We start from the raw sequence: 22,406 nt of genomic DNA, 5'->3' as shown, positions 1-22,406 counted from the left end.
ATCAGCGAGGCATGCGTGAAACGTTGCGGCTTGCATCGCAAGGAGGAGGCGATCGGCAAGACCGCGTTTGCACTATTCCCCGGGCCTATGGCCGAGCGTTACTGTCATCAGGACGAGCGCCTGTTTCAAACCGGCAAGCCATTAATCGACAGCCTGGATCTGACCGTTTACAACGACGGCAGCACCGGTTGGTGTCTGTCGACCAAGCAGCCGCTGTGGGACCTCAGCGGGGCCATTGTCGGCTTGACTTGCGTGTCGCGCGATCTGCTCGAACCAAGCCGCGCCCGGATGATCGACAACGGCTTCGCAGACACGATCGACCATATGCGCGAGCACTATGTGGAAAAACTGCTGCTGCCCGATCTCGCTCAGCGGGCAAGCCTGTCCGAGGCGCAATTCGAGCGGCGCATGAAACGCATCTTCCAGCTATCCGCCGGGCAATACTTGATGAAAGTGCGCATCGATGCCGCCACGCGTTTGCTGCAACGTAGCGAAGAGTCGATCTCGAGAATTGCTCAGCAGGTAGGTTTTTTCGATCAGAGTCTTATGTCGCGCGCGTTCCGGCGGGTGACCGGTATGACGCCAAGCCAATATCGGCGAATCTTTGGGGATTTCCGTCTTTGCCCAAAGTGTGATGCAGCGCCCGGACTCGAAGCTTTGGCAAATCCGTCGACCTAAGCGAACGTTTTTACCTATCGCTGCCTTGCTCGCAGTCGCACAGTTGCGGCAAGTTTCAATACCGTTCCAGGGGATGCTGTCGATCACCAAGCTGCAGGGGTTGTGCCAGGCCAAGCCATCTAGCCGCTTAGATGGAGCCCCGTATAGCCGATGCAGCTGATCTACATGCAGGGGCACGGTCATCGAAACGTAGAGCACGTAAGCATGATCGTGTCCATCGAGGTATGAGTGGATCGGTGTCGCGAATCCATGGGGTTAGGTCGCGATAGATTCGCAGGAGCGTCCCGACAACGACCGGGCTTACGAGGGCCGCCGCAATCGCGCGTGCGGCATCACAACGTTCGTCATCGGGAGAATCCATATGACCATCTCAACGGCACGATCACCTCAGGGTGGTTGTGCGAATGGAGCGGCTTTGCTTCAAGGAGCGCCGCGATGAAAATTTTAAGACCCGCGTTCTGGTTAATGTCGCTGCTGCTTTGGGCCAATGTCGCCATCGGTCAAAGCTGGACACTGCTGAAAAATGCCCCGCCCACCCAGATCGGGCACATGGTGTTGTCGACCGACGGCACAGTGCTGGCGCATGCCAGAACCTTTTCCTCCGCCGATTCGCAGTGGTACAAGCTCACCCCCGACAGCAGCGGAAGTTACGTCAACGGCACCTGGAGCCAGATCGCCTCGATGCCCGCGGGATACGGGCCTATTGATTACGCCGGCGGCGTGCTGGCCGATGGCAAGCTGCTCGTCGAGGGCGGCGAATACAACAATGGGATCGATGACGAATCCAACCTGGGGGCCATTTACGATCCCGTGGCCAACACCTGGGCACCGGTGAATCCGCCCTCCGGCTGGACCGAAATCGGCGATGCCTCAGGCGTGATCCTCGCCAATGGCACCTTCATGATGGGGCAACAGGCCAGTACGCCGAGCGCGCTTTTCAATGAGTCCAATCTCAGCTGGACCATTACCGGCACCAACAAGCCCGATTACAACGTCGAGGAGAATTGGATACTGCTGCCTAACCACAAGGTGCTGAATGTTGAAATTTATTGGTACGACAAATACAACGCCACGGGTACCCAGTCCGAGGTCTACGACCCCAGCAGCGGATCGTGGAGTGACGCTGGCAGCACCATCGTGCAATTGTGGGATTCCGCGGCTAACTGTGGCGGCAGCAATGCGCCAATAAATGCGCCGCCGGTCACACGGCGATTTACAACACCGCGACCGCAACCTGGAAGGCCGGCCCGGATTTCCCCAATGGCCTGGATATGGCCGATGGCGCGGCGGCGGTGGAGACCAACGGCAATGTGCTGATCATGGCCAGCCCAGGGATTTATCAACAGCCGCCTACCTTTCTTGAATGGAATGGCAGCACCTTGACGACGGTTCCCACACCTAGCACGGCGTCCAGCGATTCTTCGTGGTACGGCGACATGCTGGAGTTGCCGAACGGCCAGATACTGTTCTCCGATTTAAGTCAAAGCCTTCAGGTCTGGACGCCGGCGGGAACCTACCAAACGGCTTGGCAGCCCACCATCAGCAGCGTATCGAGCACGTTGGCGGCGGGTGCTACTTATCCTATTTCCGGAACCCAGTTCAACGGATTGACGCAGGGTGCGTATTACGGCGATGACCAGCAGATGGCGACCAACTATCCGCTGGTCCGCATTGTCAATGCGGCGACCGGCCACGTGTTTTACTGCCGCACCCACGGACACAGCAGCATGGGCGTGGCGACCGGCAGCACGCCGGTAAGCACGAATTTCGACGTACCATCCAACATCGAGCTAGGTGCCAGCACGCTGTACGTCGTTGCCAACGGCATTCCTTCGGCAGGCGTTGCCACCACCGTCGGTCCGGCGATTCCAGGTTTTGCATTGACCGGCACGACCGCCTCGGTGCAGGCAGGCGGCAGCGGTAGTTCAACGGTCACGCAAACGGCCATCGGTGGATTCAATTCGGCGGTGACCCTCTCGGTCAGCGGGTTGCCGACCGGTGTCAGCGCGGTTTTCAGCCCGCCTTCCATTACCGGTACGGGCACCTCGACACTGACTTTTACCGCGGCTTCAACCGTGGTGGCGCCGGCTACTTCCACGGTCACCGTGACCGGAACCACGGCCGCCGGAACAACGCACAGCACCAGCATTTATCTGTCCCTTTCGGCGGCCCCCGCCGGCACCCTGAGCTGGAGCCCGGCGAGCTACAACTTCGGTACGCTGACCTCCACGGCAAACTCGTTCACTCCCAATGCGCAATTCTCCCTGACCAACACCGGCTCCGCGCCTGTGACGATTAAGGGCATCAGCATTAGCCCAGGTGGGGAGTTCGTTCTCAACGGGGACTACTGCACCGGCACGTTGGCGCCGGGGGCGCAGTGCCAGGTATTTGCGTATTTCACGCCGTCGAATCAACCTCCCGGCGTGTTCACCGGCAGCCTGATCGCAACCGACAGCGCACTCAACAGTCCGCAGACGCTGGCACTGAGTGGCACCGGCAGTGCCAGCGGTTTCAATATCACGGCTAATGATTTGACCGTGGGACAAGGCAGCAGCGGTTCGGACACGGTGACGCAAACGGTGCAAGGCGGATTCAATGCGCCGGTAACCCTCACGGCCAGCTTTTTGCCGACTGGCGTCAGCGCGGTTTTCAACCCGTCCACCATCGTCGGCGCGGGAACCTCGACGCTGACTTTTGCCGTGTCTTCCACGGCGGCGCCGGGCAGCTACGGCGTGATGTTGGTCGGCACCTCGGCTTCCACAGGAATCACCCAGGTCCACACGATCACCCTGACGGTTGCAAACCAGGGGAGCCCGGGTTTTTCGCTCTCAGCGCCGGCAGCCAGCGTGACGGCGGGTGGTGCGGGTAGTTCGGTGGTGACCGAGAGCATCACCCATGGATTCAATTCGCCGGTGACGCTTTCGGCGAGTGGATTGCCTTCCGGCGTTAGCGCGGCTTTCAGTCCAGCCTCGATCACCGGTGCGGGTAGCTCGACGCTAACCTTCAACGCGGCCGCAACAGCCGTAGCTGGTACTTACAGCGTGACCGTCACCGGTACGGCGGCCTCGGGAGCGACGCAGACGGCGACCATTCCACTGACCGTCAAAGCGGGTAGTTCATCGGGCAGCGTTACGCTGAGTCCGGCGAGCTACAACTTCGGCAACGTAACGGTCAATGGCTACAGCACATGGCAAGCATTCACGCTGACCAATACCGGTAGCACGGCGGTGTCGATCAGCCAGGCCACGGTAAGCGGTCCGTTCGATGTATCGAACGCTTGTGGATCGTCGCTGGCCGCCGGATCCAACTGCACGGTCTGGGTGTTGTTCGCACCTCAGGCCAACGGCGCGGCCAGCGGCACGCTGACGCTAGTCGACAACGCCGGCAACAGCCCGCAGACGGCGACTCTCACGGGTACCGGCAGCGCAACGAGCGGGGGCAATATCAATTACTCGGGAACCATCGCCGCCGCAGGGCAGTACGCGTATACGCCGAACTTCAGCAGCGGCGCAGGGCCGGTGACGGCAACGCTTAATGTACCTGCGGGCAGCAGCTGGCGATTTGCCGCCGACGATGCCACCGCTAATCAGGTCGTCGCGGAACAGGACGGTACCGGGCCGTTGACGATCACTTTTACGGCCGTGGCAGGGGGTACCTATAACTTCTTCATCGAGGCCAGCGCCGGGGCAGGAGCCTGGTCGGTGACAGGATCGCACCCGTAGCAAGCACATCGAAAACCTTTGTTTACTCGTCATTCCAGCAGTTGCAAAGCAGCGTGCTGGAGTGACGAGCTTCTTCGGCTGATTGAGTTGGGTGCTTGATGGGTTGGCAGTGAGGAGAATGCGGTGTTGAACGCGGTGATATGGGGCGCGGTATTAACGCTTGCCACGGCTCCGGTCGCCGGCGTCATCGTCGTGCGAAGTGGTCTGGCGGCGGCCCATGCCGACGCGAACCGCGGCAGCTCTTAGACGTCGGTGCGCAATCGCAATGGATGCTTTCCCAAGAGGTGAAAGGTTTCGCCATGTGGCGGCTTATGAACATGGCGGACGCCTAGCTTGCCGGCGCCCGCCTTGGTGGTAAGTACCGCTGACGGTTTCAATGGAACACATCTAACGCGGCATTAGCTGGATCAAGTTCTCGGCAAAAACGGCTGGACGCAGGGCCAGACGGTTTCGATCTCAGTCAGTTCGGTCTCATGAGTCAGTCCGTCGATAACGGTCAGACGCACCTTGGACGTTTGCAGTGCGGCTTCGTTGCTGCGGGTGTTTTCCAGCGTCGGCGAATTTTCTCGGCCGACCATCCACAGCGTGCTGCATAGCAGATCGGCTGGATCGATGGGCCGCCAATCCAGGATGGCGGTAAGCCAGGCAATCTCTGACCCTGCACGCCCACTGTGAAGATAGGCTTGCTCTGCCGGGAGTAGTGACGCCAGGTCAAGGCTGCCATCTTGCTGCGCTTTCAGGATCGGGCCCCATCGATCCCTGAGGTTGATCAGGGTGTGGCGAAACTCACCCGATGCGCCGGGTCCAAACGGTATGCCGACCATGACGAATCGACGCACACGGGTTGACTGCGCGGCAAGATAGCGACCGATATTGGCGCCGAGCGAGTAGCCCCAAAGCACGAATTGCTCGATACCCGCTTGATCGGCGACGGCAAGTATGTCTTCGCATTGCTGCGCCGTGGTATAGGCGCTTGCATCGATGGGTTTATCGCTTTGACCATGACCTCGAAGGTCGATGCTTAAGACGCGGTAGTGAGCCTGGAGCCTGTCGACGTAGCCAAGGGTGTGCCAGATCTGGCGCGACTGCGCGCCACCATGCAATAACACGATGGCGGGTCCGCCGCCGCTGATGTCGTAGGCAATGCGACGGCCGTCGCTAGAGGTCGCGAAACAGGTGTTCATAGGTAGGTATCTTTCCTGGAAAGCAAAACAGGCGCCTGCCGAGTGCGCGTGCACCCGGCGGCGGTGATCACTGCAATGACGAGCCGAACGCGTTAGAAATTTCGCGCGCTTGGCGTTCGGCCGATCGGCAAGCGATCGCGGGTGGCTATGAGCCGGTCGTGGCAGAGTGCCCGCCAGGCTGGCGTGCCATAACCAGCGACGAGGTCGCGGCCGGTTTCCTGCCAGCGCGGGGAGGCCGGATCGAGCCCGAGCCTGCGCACGAAATTTTCATCGCCAACGACGATTTGCCGGGCGAAAGGAAACAGGAACCGGCTCGTCTCACCGGCACAGAAGCGGCGTGCCTCGTCGTAGCTGGCGAACCAGTGGTTGAGCAGAAGTTGGCAGCGAAGGTCGTACCACAACCCTCCCATGTCATCGCCGGGTCGGGCCTGTCCGTGGAGTACGCAGCGCGCATGCTGCCAGTCCTGAAATCCGAGCTCGGCACAAACGAGGTTGAGTGCCTGCGTCAGCTTCCATTTTTCGGGCCACGCCCATCGCCGTTTTCTGGATACCCAGCGTGCGTGGAAGATGGCATCGGGTGTTTCGTTGAGCAGATCTTTCAAGCGAAGCCGTGCGCGAATCTTGATTTCACGCAACAGTTCATCGGAGGCGTCTTCCGATACCTCACGCGCCGCAGCGCTGGTTAAATCCCATGCAGTCATGACAACCCCTCATCAGGCGTCCGACATTCCCGCTGAAGTCAGACAAAGGGCTGAGTGTCGTCGACCCCTGACCCTGCCGATCAGTTGATCGCAAGGCAGGTAGAAACAGACGTATTCTCGAAGGGTGAGAGCCTCTTGCGCGGGAGGGCGCCCCTCCGGCACCCGCGGCAACTATAGACGGCTGCCCAAGTTGGCTGCAAGCCAGTTGGCTAGGTGAATTTCCACCCACGGCGCGGTCTTGTGCGGCGACTCGTGCACACGCGATGTGGGATAGCAGACACGCTCGCGTTGAAGCATGTTGGCCTGAGCTCGACCGTGAGCCGCTTATTTTGGTGTGGCGTTAGTCAGCCGGTGCCACAGGCACTGGGCCCGCCAACCAGGCTGGAAATCAGCTGGGTGAGCAAGGCTAGAAATACCAGCGCAGCGAGCAGCCCTGGGATCCATTGAGGTCGCTGCCACATCGCTACCAGCAGCAAGATGGATCCAGGTAGACAGAAGACGGCGGCCCCCAGCAGCAATAGAAAGCCACCACCCCAGCATCCATTTCCGGCAAGGCTGACGTCGATGTACACGGCAGCGAATGCGATAAACGCCGATAACGCGAGGGCGGCCGGCAAGCGGGCGCGATGGGCGCGTGTGGGTAGGGCCGGGGCCGACGGGCTTTTTTCAGTCTTCTCGAACGAGGTCACAACGGGGCGCTCAGGGTTGCATTCAACATCATAGTGCAGGCGCCTGGCGCAGATGCCGTGGCGCTGCTCCGGTTCCCATCTTCAAGCATGCCGCCGATCAGCGGCTTGCACATGCGCGCTGTCCTCATGCAGCGACCCATCGATGTCGGCAACAACCCATGCCTTTCGCCGGCTTGGCGGGGATATGGCGTGTACTCACGGTAGTCATTCAGACATCAATATGTAACGACGCGTAACGCAAAATCTTGCGCCAAGGGGGCCGATAAGCCAGTTATCAAAAGCCAGCAATGGAGGGATTTGTATGCTTAAACGTTTAGCTATTTTGCTGTTCAGCGCCGCTATCGGCCTGGGCTTTTCCACGGCACAGGCATCTTCCAGCGCATGCCCGCATTTGTTCGAGGCGTCGCAGGCTCCCAATCTTGCGAGTAGCGTTTCGGCCAAGGTCACGGTGGTTTGCTATACGGATTACGCGCTGGCCAATTCCGGTGTTACCAAGGGCCCGTTATGGAGTGCCGAGCATTTGACCAAAGAGCAGGTGGCTCTTGCCAAGAACGTCACTCGGAAAGACGCATTTCACGCCGACAAAAATGTGCCGGCTGCTGACCGCGCAGAATTGGCGGACTACAAAGGCAGCGGTTACGACCGTGGGCATATGACGCCCTCCGGCGATGCGCCCAGCGCGGACTCGCAGTACGAAACCTTTACGCTGGCCAATATAGTGCCGCAGAACAGTACCTTGAACCGGGGCAAGTGGTCGCGAATCGAAGCCAGTGTGCGCGCCATGGCGACCGAAATGGACGAGCTCTATGTGATTACCGGCCCGATCTTCGATGCCGACAGCATTCCGACGATCGGCGATAACCGCGTGGCGGTGCCTAAGTACGTGTGGAAGGCGGTCTCGTTTCCGAACGGTGGTGGCGCGGGAGCTTATCGCTGCACCAATGCCGCGCCGGTGACTTGCGATGTGGTGTCGATCCAGGTGATTACCGATGCGACCGGCGTGACGATTTTTCCCGACCTTTCGCAATACGATCGCCAGCACCCGATCGACTTGCCGTTGTAACGGCGGGCGATGTCTGAAGGGTTTGGCCTGGCGATAGCGCCGGCAGGGCGACGACGGCACGGGCTTGGTGCGATGCCCGTGCCGCCGGGTTTATGGATGCACGGCGGTCTCGATGGAGTGTCCGGCTGAGCCGATGGCACTCGATTCAATAGTCGTAAGTGGCGCTCAGCCGGACATAGCGGGGTTGCTGGCGAACCACGGACGAACCGTAGAGCGGATTGGGCGTGCCTGGTGAAATCTGGAAGAACGGATAGGCGTTGAGAATGGTTTGCGAGTTGAACGCATTGAAAACGTTCAACGAGAGTCCAAGCTTGCCGGTCGCGAACGCCGGCCGATACGTCGCACCCAGGTCCACTTGCTTGTTCCATGGCAGGCGATGTGTTCCCGGTGGCGATGGCTGGCCGCCGCACCAGTGGTAGTAACTGTTGTAGCCATTGGGATCGGTCTGATGAGGGCCGTAGTAGCCCAGGCAGTTGCGTGGATTGCCCGAGACCAGTTGCACATTGCCCGAGAGCTGCCATTCCGGGGTCAGCTGGTAGTAGCCGAAGAACTTGATCTGGTGGGTGTGATCGTTGCTCTGCGCGCCATTGCTGGACGACATCAGTTGCGGGAAATCCCAGTCGATGCTGGTCGATGCGGCGGTCTGCTGGATGTCCGAACGCAGTTGCCCTTCGGTGTCGCCATAGCTGCGCGAAAAGACATAGTCGACCTTGCCGTACCAGCGGCCATCGAAGGGATGTTCGAGGAACGCTTCCAGTCCGTAGTATTTTCGCTTGAGCGCGGGAAATCCGAACTCGACGTTGTTCAGCGGCACGCTGCGATACGTGCCTTGGCTATCGATCACGGTAAAAGTATTGGCCCGACCGGGGTTGATCAAATAGCAGCTGTTGGTGGAGCTGACGTTGTAGCCGAGCGTGGCTGCTTTGCTTTCGATGGCGCCGACGTCACAGTAATCGTCGATGCCGCTGCGCAAGATGCGCTGGGTCAATTTGGCGCCATAAACCCATGAATCGCCCCAGGTCTTGGTGAAGCCAAGAATGAATTCGTCCTGATACTCGGGTTTCAGGTTTTGCGCGGTTACCGTCTTAGGATTCGGCAATACGCCGTAGGTGTTATTGGCCGATACCGCACGGGAGAACGGTGTCAGTCCGGTGGGTGTGCCATCGGCGGCGATGCCGCTATAGGTAAAGTATTGCTGGGTGGCGACATAAGCGCCGGCGGCGTTCAAGGCGGGATTCAGCGGCAGACCCAGGTAATAGCGCCCGGCGTTTCCATACACCTTGAAACTCGCGTCGCCATTCACATCCCAGCTGAAACCGAGGCGTGGCGCCCATTGCGGTTTGGTCTGGCGGATATAAGCCTGGGCATCGGCGTTGTAATCGGTGAACTGGTCGTTACGCAGACCCAGCGATAGCAGCCAGCGATCGTTGAGCTGCCACTTGTCTTCGATGTACTGCGCACGCTGCGCCGATCGCACACTGGCAATCGAGCTGCTGACGTTTTTAATGGCGTAGTAGCCCGAGCCGCCATAGGGGTAATTCGCCGGGGCGCCGACGCCGAGATTCGGGATCAGCGCGACGCCGGGCATGGTCGTGTATTCATAGTCCCAGTAATAGCCCGGGCCTGAGCTTTGGCTGCCCTGGTCGATGGCGCGCGCGTTCTGATTGTCGATGCCCAGCGCGATGGTGTGCTGGCCCAGTTGATAGGTCAGGTCGATGCGCAGATTGTTGCTGTTGTTATGCCGGTTGGGATTGAACAGCGTCTGGGTCACCTGGCTGTTGCCGATGGAGTTTCCATCCTTCAAGGCCGGGTTCTGGTTCTGGATGTTGGTCAGATAGGTCAGGCTGCCGTCATAGCCACCGGGCGCGTCATAGTTGACGGTTTTCATCTTGCCGTAGGTGGCGCTAAGGGTTAGATGGTCGGTGATGTAACTGGTGAACTTCGCCGTATAAAGATCGCCGCCGGTCTTGGTGCTATCGGCATAGTTGATGAAGCTGCCTTGCCTCAGCGCGTTGTAGTCGTATTTGTAGATGGTGCCGTCGGTATGCTTTTTATTTGATGCGCCGGTCACCTCCAGGATGTTGCTGTCGGTGATGTTCCAGTCCAGCTTGCCGTACCATTTGGGCAAGGTGTCGTGATAGCGCACATAGGGCTGCGCGCTCGATACATTGTTGACGGTGGTGCCGTCTTGCCGGGAGGCCTCGGCGGCAAGAAACAAAAACAGTTTGTCCTTGATCAGCGGGCCGCCGACATAGGCGTCGTAGGTGGTCGTCCACTGCCGGTTTTTGCTATTGGGGGCATACAGGCTGCCGGCGATCGGCGAGGCGGGCAGGCCGTTGGTGTAATAAGTATTGGTGCCATCGGCCTGCGCAAACTTCGGCTCCCATAAAACCTGCGCGCCGGCATGCCATTCGTTGGTGCCGCGCTTGCCCACCATGTTGATGACGCCGCCATCGGAGCGACCGTATTGGGCGCTATAGCCGCCGGTATAGATCTCCTGTTGCTCGATGGCGCCATAGGGCAGGGTGATGCCACCCAGGCCGCGCAGTGGGTCAGTCGTGTTGAAGCCGTTGATGTAGTAAGCGTTTTCGCTGGCCGACGAGCCGCCAAAGCTGACCAGTGATTGCCCGGTCGGCCCGGTATAACCGGCGCTGTTGTTGACGACGCCGGGAGCCAGTTGCGCGATTGCCTCGGCCGAGCGTCCCAGCGGAAACTTGGCCAGATCGGCGGCGGTGATCACGGTGCGCGAATCGACACTGGTGACGTCGATGGGGGGCGCCGTGTTTGCGGTGACTTTGACGGCGCCGAGATTCTTTGCCGCCGTGGTATCGAAAGAGACCTCGGTACCCGAGCCCACCCGCAGGTTGATATCGCTACGGCTGTCGATCACCTTGCCATCGCGCAAAAGCGATACGGTATAAGCGCCGATCGGCAGCTCGGTGGCGACGTAACGGCCGCGGCCATCCACGGCGACGGTCCGGCTGATGCCGGTACTACTCCTGATCTGGATCGTTTCATTGCCGGCGACGGCGGCCTGGCCAAAAATGCTGCCTGTCGTGGATTGCGCATGAGTGGCCATGCTGACCAGCATCAGCGCGGAGGCCAGGGCCAGGGCGAGGGCAAGGGGTGAGGCGGGGATGGGCTTGATCAAGTTCAGGACTCTTCGATGCTGCGACAGTAAAAGGAAAGGTCATCGGCAATGGCAGGGTCGCGTCCGTGTGCATGGCTGAAAATCCGCAACTCCCCGTTAACAGGCTATGTATATCCGGACTGGCACGAGGTTCGCCTGTTCCAGAAGTATGGCGTGGGCTGGACCCGTTATGTGCCTGGTATGTCGCGGTGCAGCAATTTTTTGTGAGTGTATATATACATAGATTTTTTAGCCATATAAATGGCTAAAAATATAACGATCGAATATATCCATAGAATCTTTGCTTCTGGGTTACTTCAGCACGAAATTCCATCATTCGTCTGCGACCGGTAACCCAGACGACACGGCGGCGATGCGGGAGCGCAAGTCTGTCGCGATTGTTTTGCGAACCATGTCACCAAAAAGCGGCCGCTGAGACGCGAGGCCTGTCTCGGTTCATCTGGATGGGCTGGCTATGCCAGCCTTGATGCTTACGCGCCAGACCGGCCTGATCCCAGACCGGCTTGATCACTGCGATGGCATCGGCCGATAGGTCCGGATGAGGCCAGGCAGCATAGGCCGCGCGCCGCTGGGCCGACGATGACGAGCATAGATGTCATAATGCCCGGTTACGTTCATCTCAGCAGGCGTTGTCAGTACTCATGTATATCGGAATCGATTTCGGCACCAGCTATTCCGCCGCCGCGGCGGTCGTGGATGGACAATTGAAGCTGGTTCGCTTTGGCGATGCCCATCAGTTCCGTACGGCGGTGTTCTTTCCCGAGGTGGTGCCCAACCCCGAGGACTTCAGCCTGACGCCGGCGCTGGCCGCGCAAGTGGATGCCATCATGCGCAGTGCGCGCGGGCAGCAGGGCCACGGCACGGAAGAGCAGCGCCATCGCGACGCCGTGCGCGTGGTGCGCCGGCAATGGATGGAAGAGCAGACCCGCGCGGCATCGGCATCGATTGCCAGCTTTCAGCACGCGCTCTTTGGCGAAGAGGCGGTCGAGGCTTATCTCGAAGAGGGTACCGGCCATTTGATCGAGTCACCCAAGTCGATGCTGGGTTATCGGCTCGACCCACCCGTGCGGCGGACCATTCTCAACATCGCGGCACATATTCTTGAGCACATCCGGCTTACTGCCACCCAGCAGTTCGGCACCCCGGTACGCGGCGCGGTCATCGGGCGCCCGGTGGAGTTTCGCAGCTCGATGGGCGAGTCAGGCGGCGAGCAGGCGCTTGAACTGCTGCGTGAGGCGGCGGCGATTGCCGGCTTCGACGAGGTGACGTTTCTGGAAGAACCCGCTGCCGCGGCGATGCACTATCACCTAAGCCTGGCTGAGCGGCAGCTGGCGCTGATCGTCGATATCGGCGGCGGTACCACCGACGTCGCCTATGCCGAGCTGGGTGGTGGTTCGACCCCCATCATCCGCCGCAGCTGGGGCCTGCCCAAGGGCGGCAGCGACATCGATGCAGGTGTGAGTCTGCACAGCTTCATGCCGTATTTCGGCAAGCACGCGTCGGTGATCCCCGTACATCATTTTGTCGAGGCAGCCAGCGTGCACATCATGCCTAAGCAGCGTGAATTCCGCCGGCAAAACTACCAGCGCGTCAGCGAACCCTTCGGCTCGCGCTTGCGCGCGTTGCAACAGCTTGGTGCAACCACCCGGCTGAATCGGCTGGCCGAGCGCATCAAGATCGAGCTGGGCGCCAAGCCGCACAGCGAGGTCACGATGGATTTCATCGAGCGCGATCTTGCCGTGGCGGTGGGCGAGGCCGACTTCCTGCTCTCCGCCGATGATTTTCTGCAACGCTTGCAACGGCTGCTGGAGCAGGTGAGCGCCGACATTCCCGACGTGCCTGCCAGCGTTTTCCTGACCGGAGGCAGCTCGCGTTCGCCGCATTTGCAAGCCAGCGTGCGTGCCTGCTTTCCTGGCATTGCCTTGGTAGAAGGCGATCCGTCGTTGGGCGTCGTGTCGGGCCTGGCCAGCGCCAGCGCCCATATGGCGTGACGCTGCGTTGGCCGGACATGCCGGGTTTGCTGGAGATTTCTACACGGATGTTGCCGGCCGCGCGCCAGCAGGGGAGTATCGGGCCATGAGCGATCAAGCAACGCCGCCTCGCCCCTCTCCAGGCTTCTGGATGGCATGTCTGCTTTTCCTGGCGGTTTATGGGCTGCTGACGCCACTCGGTGTCGGGCTGTTGCTTAGATGGGATCTTTATCCGTTGGCGGTGTTGTTTGTTGCCGTGATGGCCTTGCTCATCATCCCTGTGCTGCACAAATACCCTCTCAAGGGCAAAGGGGTGCTTGGCCTGGTCGTGGGGATGCTCATCAGTGCCACGATTTTTGTGACATGGCTTTTTTATGCCCTTGCCGATGCGCTCAGGCAGATGCCGCGGTAAGCCTCGGAAGCCTTCCGGGGGTTGATGCCGCAACCATTGCGGTGATGCGGATGAATCTTGTGGTGATGTCGCAAGAAATCGCGGCGATCCATTCCGTGGTGAGGCTGAGGTTTCTCAACATCTGAGACGCATGCGGTGCTATCTTGATTGACGTCCCGATAATCAAGATGACTGATGCCTCCCTCCGACCACGGTGGATTTCGCCCCGGCGCCGGCCGCCCCGCCGGTGAGCCGAGCCAGCGCTTGCGCGTGCCTGAAAGTCAGGTGCCGGCGGTGCTGGCGTATCTCGATGCCTATCGCCAAGCCACTTCGCTGGAAGCGCCACGCCCGCTGTCGTTGAATCCGTCGACGGTGGCCCTGACCGCATTCTTGAGCCGCGTGCCCGCGGGCCTGCCGAGTGCCGCAGACGACACCGTCGACGAGATCGTCGATCTCAACGAACATCTGGTGCTGCCGGGACACGAGCCGAGCACCTACATCATTCGCGTCTCAGGCTGGTCGATGATCGGCGCGGGCATCTTCGACCGCGATGAGGTGCTGGTGGATCGTGCGCTCAAGGCGCGGCAGGGCGATATCGTCGTCGCCATCGTCAATAACGAGCTGTCCATCAAGCGGCTGGGCAAAGTGGAAGGGCATCTTGCCTTGTTGCCTGAAAACGCCCACTTCAAGCCTATTGTCTTCAAGGAAGGCGAGACCCTGGAGATCTGGGGTGTGGTGACCAAATGCCTGCGCAATTTGCGTTGAGCCGTCATGAGCAACGTCGTCGCACTTTCTTCGCTGATCCAGGGCCGGCAAGTCTGGCAAGGGCGAGCGGCGCCTGCGCCGGGCAGCGATCAACCCACCGGGTGGGCGATGCTCGATGCCGTCTTGCCCAGCGGTGGCTGGCCGGCGGCGGCGCTCACCGAAATTCTGCTGCCCGCCGATGGTGTCGGTGAGTTGCAATTGGTCTTGCCGACCTTGGCGCGCAGTACCCAGGCCGGTCGCACGGTGATGGTGATTGCGCCGCCTTATGCGCCCTATGTGCTGGGCTGGGAGGCGGGCGGGGTGGTGATGTCGCGCGTGGATGTGGTTATCGCCCATGCGGCGGATGCGCTGTGGGCGGCCGAGCAATGCTTGCGCTCAGGTAGTTGCGCCGCGGTGCTGACATGGCCGCTGCATGCCGACGACCGCGCAGTGCGCCGACTGCAAGTCGCGGCCGATACCGGCAAGGCGCTCGCGTTTGCTTTTCGCGATCGGCGCCATGCCTTGCAAGCCTCTCCGGCGGCATTGCGTTTGGAACTGGAGACCGAGCCGTCGCTGCAGGTGCGCGTACGTAAATGCCGTGGCGGCAATCCACCGGCCCACCCGGTGCCATTGTCCGCCGGTCGGTCGTGAGGAGGGCGCGGCATGCTGTGGGCCTGCGTATTGCTGCCGCATCTGGCGCTGGATGGCATCCTGCGCCGACGTCCCGCGTCGGATACGCCCCTGGTTCTGCTGCATGGGCCGGCGCAGGCACGCAGTATCTTCGCGGCCAATGCTGCCGCGCGCGCCGCCGGCTTGCGGGCGGGGCAACGACTATCGGCAGCGCAGGCGTTGCTGAGTCAGTTCGAGGCGGTCGAGTACGACGCTGAGGCCGCCGCGCGCTGGCATCGATTGCTTGCCGCATGGGCTTATCGCTACAGCTCCGAGGTCGTGCTGTTGCCGCACGCCATTGTCTTGGAAGTCAGTAGAAGTCTGGGTCTGTTCGGGCCATGGCCGCACTTCGAGGCGCGCTTGCGCGAGGATTTGTGCGCGCTGGGTTTTCGTCATCGCATTACCCTGGCGCCAAGTGCTCATGCAGCCTATGTGCTTGCCGGCGTCCACGATGGCCTGGCGCTGATGACGCCGGATACCTTGCTGCGTGCACTGACGCCTGTCGCGGTGCGCCACGCACGTTTGCCGGCTCATGCTGCGGCGTCCTTGCCTGCCATGGGTATTCGCACCCTGGGCCAGCTTTTGCGTCTGCCGCGTGCCGGCCTGCAACGCCGTTTCGGCAGTGCATTGCTGGACTATCTGGACCAGCTGACCGGCGCTGGCCCTGAATTGATGCAGGGCTATCGGCCGCCGGACTCGCTCGATCTGCGCATGGAGTGGGCGCAGGAGATCGAACACGTCGAGGCGCTGGTGTTCCCGCTGCGTCGATTGACCGGCGATCTGGCCGCCTATCTGGCAGGCCGCGATGGTGGTGTGCAACGCTTCGTGGTGGAGCTGGAGCATCGCGGCATGCCGTCTACGCGCTTACCGGTGGGGTTGCTGGCCGCGGAGCGCGATGCGGCCTTGCTGTTCGACTGCGCGCGTGGCCGGTTAGAGCGCCAGCAGCTGCCCGCGCCTGTCGTGGCGATGCGTTTGCTGGCGCGTGAGTTGCCGCCTTTTGTTCCGGCGGGGCGCGATTTGTTCGATGCGCGGCCGGCCCATGCCATGCCATTGGAGCAACTACGCGAACGCCTGCGCGCACGCCTGGGCGAGCAGGCCTTGCAACGCCTTCGCCATACCATCGACCCACGTCCCGAGCAGGCACAAACCAGCGCCGAGGCGGTGAAGTACACGCATGCCGTCGAAGCGTTGCCGCGTCCGACCTGGTTGCTCGATCCGCCGATTCCTCTACGTGGCCCGGTGCCGACTATTCTCGCCGGCCCCGAGCGCCTGGAAACCGGCTGGTGGGATGGCGGCGATCTGCGCCGAGACTATTACGTCGTGCGTACCGCCCAAGGGCAGTGCGCCTGGGTGTTTTGCGCGCCGGGCGAGCAGGGCCCATGGATGCTGCAGGGGTGGTTTGCATGAACGCCTATGCCGAACTGCACTGCCTGTCGAACTTCTCCTTCCAGCGTGGCGCCTCCAGTGCGCGCGAATTATTCGAGCGGGCCAAGGCCTGCGGTTACCGCGCGCTGGCGATTACCGATGAATGTTCGCTGGCCGGTATCGTCCGCGCCCATGAGGCTGCCCGCGATAGCGGATTGCAGCTGATCGTCGGCGCGGAGTTCCAGCTGTTCGATGGTCCGAAGCTGGTGTTGTTATGCGAGACCTTGGCCGGTTATATCGCGCTGTGTTCGCTGATTACCCGCGCTCGCCGCGCGGCAGACAAAGGCAGCTACCGGGTGACTCGCCGTGACTTTGCCGACGGCCTTCCCGGCACGCTGGCGTTATGGCTGCCCGGCGCCGCGCCAGATCGTGAGCATGGGGAGTGGCTGCAGACGATCTTCGATCATCGTCTGTGGCTGGCGATCGAGCTGCATTGCGGGCCCGATGACGCACGCCGCCTGCAGGCGCTAGAGGCGCTGGCGCTGTCGCTGGGCCTGCCGGTGGTTGGCAGCGGCGATGTCCACATGCATCTACGCCGTCGCCGCGCCTTGCAGGATGTACTGACCGCGGTTCGCCATCGCCTGACCGTGGCCGAAGCCGCCGCGGTGTTGTTCAAAAATGGCGAGCGCCACCTGCGCACCCGCGATGCGCTGGCGGCGATCTATCCCGCGCATCTGATGCAGGAAAGCGTGCGCATCGCCGCGCGTTGTCAGTTCAGCCTGACCGAATTGCGTTACCGCTACCCCGCCGAACTGGTGCCCGCGGGGCACACGCCGACCAGCTGGCTCAGGCAGCTGACCGAGCAGGGCATTCGCTGGCGTTGGCCCGCAGGGCCGTCGCCAAAGATGCGCGCGCAGATCGACTACGAGTTGCAACTGATCGCCGAGCTTGCCTACGAATCCTATTTTCTGACCGTGTGGGATATCGTCGACTTCGCGCGTCGTCAGCGCATTCTCTGCCAGGGGCGTGGCTCGGCGGCGAACTCGGCGGTTTGCTACGTGCTGGGCGTGACCGAGGTCGACCCCACCCGTATCAACCTGTTGATGGAACGCTTTATCTCGCGCGAGCGTAACGAGCCGCCGGACATCGATATCGATTTCGAGCACGAGCGGCGCGAAGAGGTCATTCAGTACATCTACAACAAATACGGTCGCGATCGTGCCGCCTTGGCCGCGACCGTGATCAGCTATCGCGGCAAGAGCGCAGTGCGTGATGTCGCGCGTTCCCTTGGTTTGCCGGCGGATCAGATCGACCTGCTGGCCAAGGTCTTTGCCTGGTGGGATGGCGAAGAGACATTGGATGGTTCATTGCGCGAATACGGTTTCGATCCGAGCAGCCCGGTGATGCAGCGTTTGTTCAAGCTCACTGCCGAGCTGCTGGATTTCCCCCGGCATTTGTCGCAGCACGTCGGTGGCTTCGTGATCTCCGATCAGCCCCTGTCGCACCTGGTGCCGGTCGAGAATGCGGCGATGCCGGATCGCACCATCATTCAGTGGGACAAGGACGATCTCGACGCGCTGGGCTTGCTCAAGGTCGATTGCCTGGCGTTGGGCATGTTGACCTGCGTGCGCAAATGCCTCGATTTGCTGCGAGAGCATCGGGGCAGGGATCTGACCATGGCGACGATTGATCCTGACGACCACGCGACCTACGAGATGATCCAAAAGGCCGACACCATCGGCGTCTTTCAAATTGAAAGCCGGGCGCAGATGGCGATGTTGCCACGCTTAAAGCCCAAGAATTTCTATGACCTGGTGATCGAGGTAGCCATTGTGCGGCCAGGCCCGATCCAGGGCGATATGGTGCACCCGTATCTGCGGCGCCGGCGTGGCGAAGAGCCCGTCGACTATCCTTCGCTAGAACTGAAAGAAGTCTTCGAGCGTACGTTGGGTGTGCCGTTGTTTCAGGAACAAGTGATGAAGCTGGCCATCGTCGCCGCAGGCTATACGCCGGGTGAGGCGGATCAGTTACGTCGCGCCATGGCCGCCTGGAAACGTCATGGCGGCATGGAGAAACATCGCCAACGCCTTACCGAAGGCATGCTGGCACGAGGTTATACCGCCGACTTCGCCGCACGGATTTTTGAACAGATCAAAGGTTTTGGCTCCTACGGGTTTCCGGAAAGTCACGCCGCCAGCTTTGCCGGCATTGTCTATGCCAGCTGCTGGCTGAAACGCCACGAGCCCGCCGCATTCACCTGTGCCTTGCTCAATGCGCAACCGATGGGTTTCTACGGCCCCAGCCAGCTCGTGCAAGACGCGCAACGGCATCAGGTTACTGTGCGTCCGGTCGATGTGCGCTATAGCGATTGGGACAATGCCCTGGAAGCCGACCCGGCATCACCCATCGGTTCACCGGCGATCCGGCTCGGGCTTCGGCAAGTGCGAGGTTTTCGCGAAGACGTCGCGCAACGCTTGTCGAACGCACGCCGGCAACAAGCCTTCGGTGACATTGCCGAACTATGCGCACGTGCCGGTCTCGACAAGCATCACCAGGAGGCTTTGGCCGAAGCGGGTGCACTGCGTGGACTTGCAGGCCATCGTCATCGCGCACGCTGGGCCATCGCCGGGGTGGAATCGCAACTGCCGTTATTCGGCCATGCCAGCCCGGAGGAAGAGAGAATGATCTTGCCGCCTCCCTCGCAAGCGGAGGACACCCTGGCCGATTACGCCCGGGTCGGCCTGACCCTGGGGCCGCATCCGTTGCAGCAACTCCGCAAGCGATTGCGCGCCGCGCGTTGCACGGATTCGCGCGCCTTGCGCACACAGCCGGACGCCAGTCAGGTGCGTGCCGCGGGTCTGGTGACGCAACGCCAGCGGCCGCAGACCGCAAGTGGCGTCACCTTTATCACGTTGGAAGACGAATACGGCCCGATCAATGTCGTCGTCTGGAGCCAGGTCGCCGAGCGCCAGCGGCGGATTTTTCTAGAGGCGCGCTTGCTGGGCGTGGATGGGCGCTGGGAGCACGCCGATGGGGTCAGTCATTTGATTGCCCATCGATTGATCGATTTAAGCGCCTTGCTTGGCGCACTGGATAGCCGCTCGCGCGATTTTCACTGAGGCATGCCTTGCCGCCGAGGCGGTTGCCATGCAGGGCGGCGCTGGCATGGCGATGCCGATCCGCGGATCGCTAGGACATCTTCCCTGAGCAGGTTTGCTCAACCATGCGGCGGCATGTCTACTCCATCCCGGTCAGACAAAAAAGGGCCAGGGGTGATATTGATACGCGGCGCCCGCTGGATGAATCATCAACATAACGGACGTCCATCTGGAGAGGCCCAAAGACATGCATCTGTGTTCGGCGCCGTTTGCTTCGGCCCCCCTCGGTCACCAATGCCACGATGCGCACAAACGCCTGGATCGGCATTGCCACGATGGTGCTTTTGCCACCGTGGTGCTAAGCGGTGGATATACCGAAGCGGGCGACGAGGGGCGCCATACGGTGGAGGCGGGCGATGTGCTGATTCATCGACCCTACGAATCCCATCTGGACTGCTTTTCACGGCGTGGCGCCGAGGTGTTGGTTCTGCCGGTAGCCCATGGCGACAGCGTTCCGCTATTCGGCAAGGTCGCCGATATCGACGGACTGGTCCGCGTAGCGCGCCGTTCGCCGCAGGACGGCCGGCTATTACTGCTCGAGACTCTGCAAGCCTCTGAACAGCGTCATCGCGACTGGCCGGACCTGCTCGCCGAGCAGCTTCGGCAAGATGCCGACCTTTCATTGCGGCACTGGGCGGCGGCCATGGGGTTAAGGGCAGAGTCGATCAGCCGCGGCTTTCAGCGCGCCTATGGCACCACGCCGAAGGCGTTCCGCGCCCAGGCGCGGGCACGCGCCGCCGTGCAATGCATGGGCGAGGCTGGGCGATCGCTTTGCGATATCGCCACCGCGCTGAACTTTGCCGATCAGGCACATATGACCCGCGCCATCGTCGCGCTTACCCGCCACCCCCCACGGCATTGGCGCCAGCTGAAGGCCGCTGCGGCGAATCACGCCAGCGGTTAACTGGATTCAAGACAGGCCGCCTGGACAGCTTTAGTCTGGCGGCGTGGTCTGCGCGAACGCTATCGCTTGCCGGTGCTTGCCGATACTGGCGTGGTCGCCGGCTAGCTTTCTCTCTCACCACTACGTCCCTCATAACTACATCCCTCATAACTGCAGGTATCTCCTGCGCAACATTTTCCTGGTAGTCGCCCTTGGCATGGCCCTCTATGGCGCGCCCAGCTATGCCGCCGATGACGTCAATGCTGTTTTGAGCGCTAACCGCGCGGCGATGGGCGGTGATGCCTGGAACGGCAAAATGACCCTGGATAGCCACTACCGCTATGTCGGGCAGGGTCTTACCGGCAGCACGGCATCGCTGGTTGATCTGCAGCGCGGTGCCTTCGTCGACAGTTACCGGATTGGGCCGACAACCGGTGCCAATGGCTACGATGGTTTACGCGCCTGGGAAAAAGAATCATCTGGCACGGTGACCGATCAGGCCGGTGGCGACACCTTGCAACTGGCGATCAACGAGTCGTATCGCGACCGTAACCTGTGGTGGCGTAGCGACCGTGGCAACGCCAGTATCCAAAGCCAGGGACGCAAGACGGCGGACAACCAAGCGTTCGATGTGCTTACCGTTACCCCGCGCGATGGCAAGCCTTTTGAGGCGTGGTTCAGCGCCGATACGCATCGGCTGGCGCGGACCGTGGAGGCACAGGTTACCCAGACGATCACCACGTTTTTTTCCGACTATGCCGAGATCGATGGCGTGCCCGTCGCCCATACCCTGGTTGTCGACGATGGCAGCGGCGTAGCCAACCGGCAGACCATGAGCTTGACCTCGGCACACTTCGAGCCCGCCCGCACCGCATCGGCTTATGCCAGGCCCGCGGCCGAGTTGCATGATTACTCACTGGCTGGCGGGGTTAGCGAAACCACGGTGCCGTTCCAGCTGATCAATAACCATATTTATGTCCAGGCATCGGTCAACGGCAGCAAGCCGCTGACCTTTATCGTCGATACCGGCGGCCATGACATCGTGACGCCGGTCACGGCCAAGCTGCTCGGGGTGAAGCCGCAAGGCAGTCAGACCTCCACCGGCGCCGGCGACAATGTCGCGCAAAGCGGTTTGGTCGATGTCGATTCGATCAGTGTCGGTGCGGCCACGCTCAATCGCCAGACCCTGACCGTGCTGCAGTTTTCCAATGCGGCCGAAGGCATCGACGAGCAAGGCATGATTGGCTACGAATTCTTTGCCCGCTTCATCACGCGGGTGGACTATGACAAGCAGCAGATCACCTTTATCGACAAGAAACACTTCGATCCAAAAGATGCCGGCACGCCGGTAAGCTTTCGGTTTTATCACCAGTTTCCCGAGGTACTGGGTTTTTACGACGGCATCCCGGGCCGCTTCGGTATCGATACCGGTGCCCGAAATGCGTTGTCGCTGACGCGCCCGTTTACCGAGCAAGGCCATTTGCGCGAACGTGAAACCAAGGGCGTAGAGGCTTTGACCGGCTGGGGGGTGGGTGGCCCGACCCGCGGCTACGTGTTCCAGGGCAAGCATCTGAAACTTGGCGATGTCGACATTGCCGGCCCGCTGACCCAGTTCAGCGTCGACAAGGGCGGTGCGGGCGGTGTCGATGCGTTTCCCAACAATGTCGGTGGTGGAGTGCTCAAACGCTTCGTGGTCACTTTCGACTATGACCATCAGTTGATGTATCTAAAGCCGATCGCGGGCAAGGTTGACGATCTGGATACCTTCGATCGCTCAGGCATGTGGATCAATCAATCGACCCAGGGCTTCAAGATTGTCGATGTGAGCAAGGGCACGCCCGCCGCCGAGGCCGGCTTGCAAGCCGATGACATCATCACCGCCGTGGACGGCGCGCCGGTTGCCTCGATAAAGCTGTACGACCTGCGCAAGGCACTCCGCAACGATGCGCCAGGCACGACCCTGCGCTTGACGGTAAGCCGAAAAAACGCCAGCCGCGACCTGCGTCTAACGCTGCGGGATCTGATCTGATCGGCTTGT

General features: G+C 61.2%; 16 protein-coding genes. 12 read left to right on the top strand and 4 right to left on the bottom strand.

The window, feature by feature from the left end:
- The 3 genes from OUZ52_RS09290 to OUZ52_RS09280 form a co-directional block, all read left to right on the top strand.
- Positions 1-678: AraC family transcriptional regulator (locus OUZ52_RS09290; protein ID WP_266158107.1), on the top strand; the 678-nt coding region annotated here is incomplete at its 5' end.
- 435 nt (positions 679-1,113) lie between these two features.
- A complete protein-coding gene (locus OUZ52_RS09285; protein WP_266158106.1) occupies positions 1,114-1,995 on the top strand; it encodes a Kelch repeat-containing protein in 882 nt (293 codons plus the stop codon).
- Positions 1,950-4,400: a beta strand repeat-containing protein gene (locus tag OUZ52_RS09280; RefSeq protein WP_266158105.1), complete on the top strand. Its 2,451-nt coding sequence runs from the start codon at positions 1,950-1,952 to the stop codon at positions 4,398-4,400. Before OUZ52_RS09285 ends, OUZ52_RS09280 begins: the two co-directional genes overlap by 46 nt.
- A 407-nt stretch (positions 4,401-4,807) precedes the next feature.
- Here the strand turns inward: OUZ52_RS09280 and OUZ52_RS09275 are convergent, their stop codons facing one another.
- The 3 genes from OUZ52_RS09275 to OUZ52_RS09265 form a co-directional block, all read right to left on the bottom strand.
- A complete protein-coding gene (locus OUZ52_RS09275; RefSeq protein WP_266158104.1) occupies positions 4,808-5,584 on the bottom strand; it encodes an alpha/beta hydrolase in 777 nt (258 codons plus the stop codon).
- 92 nt (positions 5,585-5,676) lie between these two features.
- Entirely contained in the window at positions 5,677-6,285 is a 609-nt protein-coding gene (locus OUZ52_RS09270) for a hypothetical protein (RefSeq protein WP_266158103.1), read from the bottom strand.
- A 344-nt stretch (positions 6,286-6,629) separates the two neighbouring features.
- Entirely contained in the window at positions 6,630-6,902 is a 273-nt protein-coding gene (locus tag OUZ52_RS09265) for a hypothetical protein (protein WP_266158102.1), read from the bottom strand.
- A gap of 373 nt (positions 6,903-7,275) precedes the next feature.
- Between OUZ52_RS09265 and OUZ52_RS09260 the strand changes: the two genes are divergently transcribed.
- The gene (locus OUZ52_RS09260; protein ID WP_266158101.1) at positions 7,276-8,037 is read left to right on the top strand and encodes a DNA/RNA non-specific endonuclease; all 762 of its coding nucleotides are present in this window, start codon (positions 7,276-7,278) and stop codon (positions 8,035-8,037) included.
- Between the two features lie 145 nt (positions 8,038-8,182).
- Here the strand turns inward: OUZ52_RS09260 and OUZ52_RS09255 are convergent, their stop codons facing one another.
- Positions 8,183-11,128, bottom strand: coding sequence for a TonB-dependent receptor (locus OUZ52_RS09255; RefSeq protein ID WP_266158108.1), 2,946 nt, complete (start codon positions 11,126-11,128; stop codon positions 8,183-8,185).
- 701 nt (positions 11,129-11,829) lie between these two features.
- On the opposite strand from OUZ52_RS09255, the gene OUZ52_RS09250 reads away from it, so the two are divergent.
- The 8 genes from OUZ52_RS09250 (at position 11,830) to OUZ52_RS09215 (ending at position 22,397) form a co-directional block, all read left to right on the top strand.
- Entirely contained in the window at positions 11,830-13,179 is a 1,350-nt protein-coding gene (locus OUZ52_RS09250; RefSeq protein ID WP_266158100.1) for an Hsp70 family protein, read from the top strand.
- Positions 13,180-13,264: 85 nt separating this feature from the next.
- Complete coding sequence (locus tag OUZ52_RS09245; protein WP_266158099.1) at positions 13,265-13,570, top strand: hypothetical protein; 306 nt, start codon at positions 13,265-13,267, stop codon at positions 13,568-13,570.
- Positions 13,571-13,744: 174 nt separating this feature from the next.
- On the top strand, positions 13,745-14,314 hold the full coding sequence (locus OUZ52_RS09240) for a LexA family protein (protein WP_266158098.1): 570 nt from the start codon (positions 13,745-13,747) through the stop codon (positions 14,312-14,314).
- Between the two features lie 6 nt (positions 14,315-14,320).
- On the top strand, positions 14,321-14,944 hold the full coding sequence (imuA, locus tag OUZ52_RS09235) for a translesion DNA synthesis-associated protein ImuA (protein WP_266158097.1): 624 nt from the start codon (positions 14,321-14,323) through the stop codon (positions 14,942-14,944).
- A 12-nt stretch (positions 14,945-14,956) separates the two neighbouring features.
- Positions 14,957-16,369, top strand: a complete 1,413-nt coding sequence (locus tag OUZ52_RS09230; protein WP_266158096.1) for a Y-family DNA polymerase — start codon at positions 14,957-14,959, stop codon at positions 16,367-16,369.
- Positions 16,366-19,446 carry an error-prone DNA polymerase gene (locus tag OUZ52_RS09225; protein WP_266158095.1) on the top strand — a complete coding sequence of 1,027 codons (3,081 nt, stop codon included), beginning with the start codon at positions 16,366-16,368 and terminating at the stop codon, positions 19,444-19,446. Before OUZ52_RS09230 ends, OUZ52_RS09225 begins: the two co-directional genes overlap by 4 nt.
- A 226-nt stretch (positions 19,447-19,672) precedes the next feature.
- Positions 19,673-20,389 carry a helix-turn-helix domain-containing protein gene (locus OUZ52_RS09220; RefSeq protein WP_266158094.1) on the top strand — a complete coding sequence of 239 codons (717 nt, stop codon included), beginning with the start codon at positions 19,673-19,675 and terminating at the stop codon, positions 20,387-20,389.
- A gap of 196 nt (positions 20,390-20,585) precedes the next feature.
- Positions 20,586-22,397 carry an aspartyl protease family protein gene (locus tag OUZ52_RS09215; protein ID WP_266158093.1) on the top strand — a complete coding sequence of 604 codons (1,812 nt, stop codon included), beginning with the start codon at positions 20,586-20,588 and terminating at the stop codon, positions 22,395-22,397.
- The last annotated feature ends 9 nt before the right edge of the window (positions 22,398-22,406 follow it).

This window comes from Dyella silvatica, from assembly GCF_026283955.1.
Classification (GTDB): domain Bacteria; phylum Pseudomonadota; class Gammaproteobacteria; order Xanthomonadales; family Rhodanobacteraceae; genus Dyella_C; species Dyella_C silvatica.
Note: the sequence above shows the minus strand (reverse complement) of the source record. Positions and strands in the feature narration are given on the sequence as shown.

What these genes read in the sequence shown, in the direction of transcription:
- OUZ52_RS09275 (WP_266158104.1), bottom strand. Translation starts at nt 5,584, where the DNA reads ATGAACACCTGTTTCGCGACCTCTAGCGACGGCCGTCGCATTGCCTAC.
- OUZ52_RS09250 (WP_266158100.1), top strand. Translation starts at nt 11,830, where the DNA reads ATGTATATCGGAATCGATTTCGGCACCAGCTATTCCGCCGCCGCGGCG.
- OUZ52_RS09215 (WP_266158093.1), top strand. Translation starts at nt 20,586, where the DNA reads ATGGCCCTCTATGGCGCGCCCAGCTATGCCGCCGATGACGTCAATGCT.
- OUZ52_RS09285 (WP_266158106.1), top strand. Translation starts at nt 1,114, where the DNA reads ATGAAAATTTTAAGACCCGCGTTCTGGTTAATGTCGCTGCTGCTTTGG.
- OUZ52_RS09280 (WP_266158105.1), top strand. Translation starts at nt 1,950, where the DNA reads ATGGCCGATGGCGCGGCGGCGGTGGAGACCAACGGCAATGTGCTGATC.
- OUZ52_RS09260 (WP_266158101.1), top strand. Translation starts at nt 7,276, where the DNA reads ATGCTTAAACGTTTAGCTATTTTGCTGTTCAGCGCCGCTATCGGCCTG.
- OUZ52_RS09230 (WP_266158096.1), top strand. Translation starts at nt 14,957, where the DNA reads ATGCTGTGGGCCTGCGTATTGCTGCCGCATCTGGCGCTGGATGGCATC.
- imuA (WP_266158097.1), top strand. Translation starts at nt 14,321, where the DNA reads ATGAGCAACGTCGTCGCACTTTCTTCGCTGATCCAGGGCCGGCAAGTC.
- OUZ52_RS09255 (WP_266158108.1), bottom strand. Translation starts at nt 11,128, where the DNA reads ATGCTGGTCAGCATGGCCACTCATGCGCAATCCACGACAGGCAGCATT.
- OUZ52_RS09240 (WP_266158098.1), top strand. Translation starts at nt 13,745, where the DNA reads ATGCCTCCCTCCGACCACGGTGGATTTCGCCCCGGCGCCGGCCGCCCC.
- OUZ52_RS09270 (WP_266158103.1), bottom strand. Translation starts at nt 6,285, where the DNA reads ATGACTGCATGGGATTTAACCAGCGCTGCGGCGCGTGAGGTATCGGAA.
- OUZ52_RS09225 (WP_266158095.1), top strand. Translation starts at nt 16,366, where the DNA reads ATGAACGCCTATGCCGAACTGCACTGCCTGTCGAACTTCTCCTTCCAG.
- OUZ52_RS09220 (WP_266158094.1), top strand. Translation starts at nt 19,673, where the DNA reads ATGCATCTGTGTTCGGCGCCGTTTGCTTCGGCCCCCCTCGGTCACCAA.
- OUZ52_RS09245 (WP_266158099.1), top strand. Translation starts at nt 13,265, where the DNA reads ATGAGCGATCAAGCAACGCCGCCTCGCCCCTCTCCAGGCTTCTGGATG.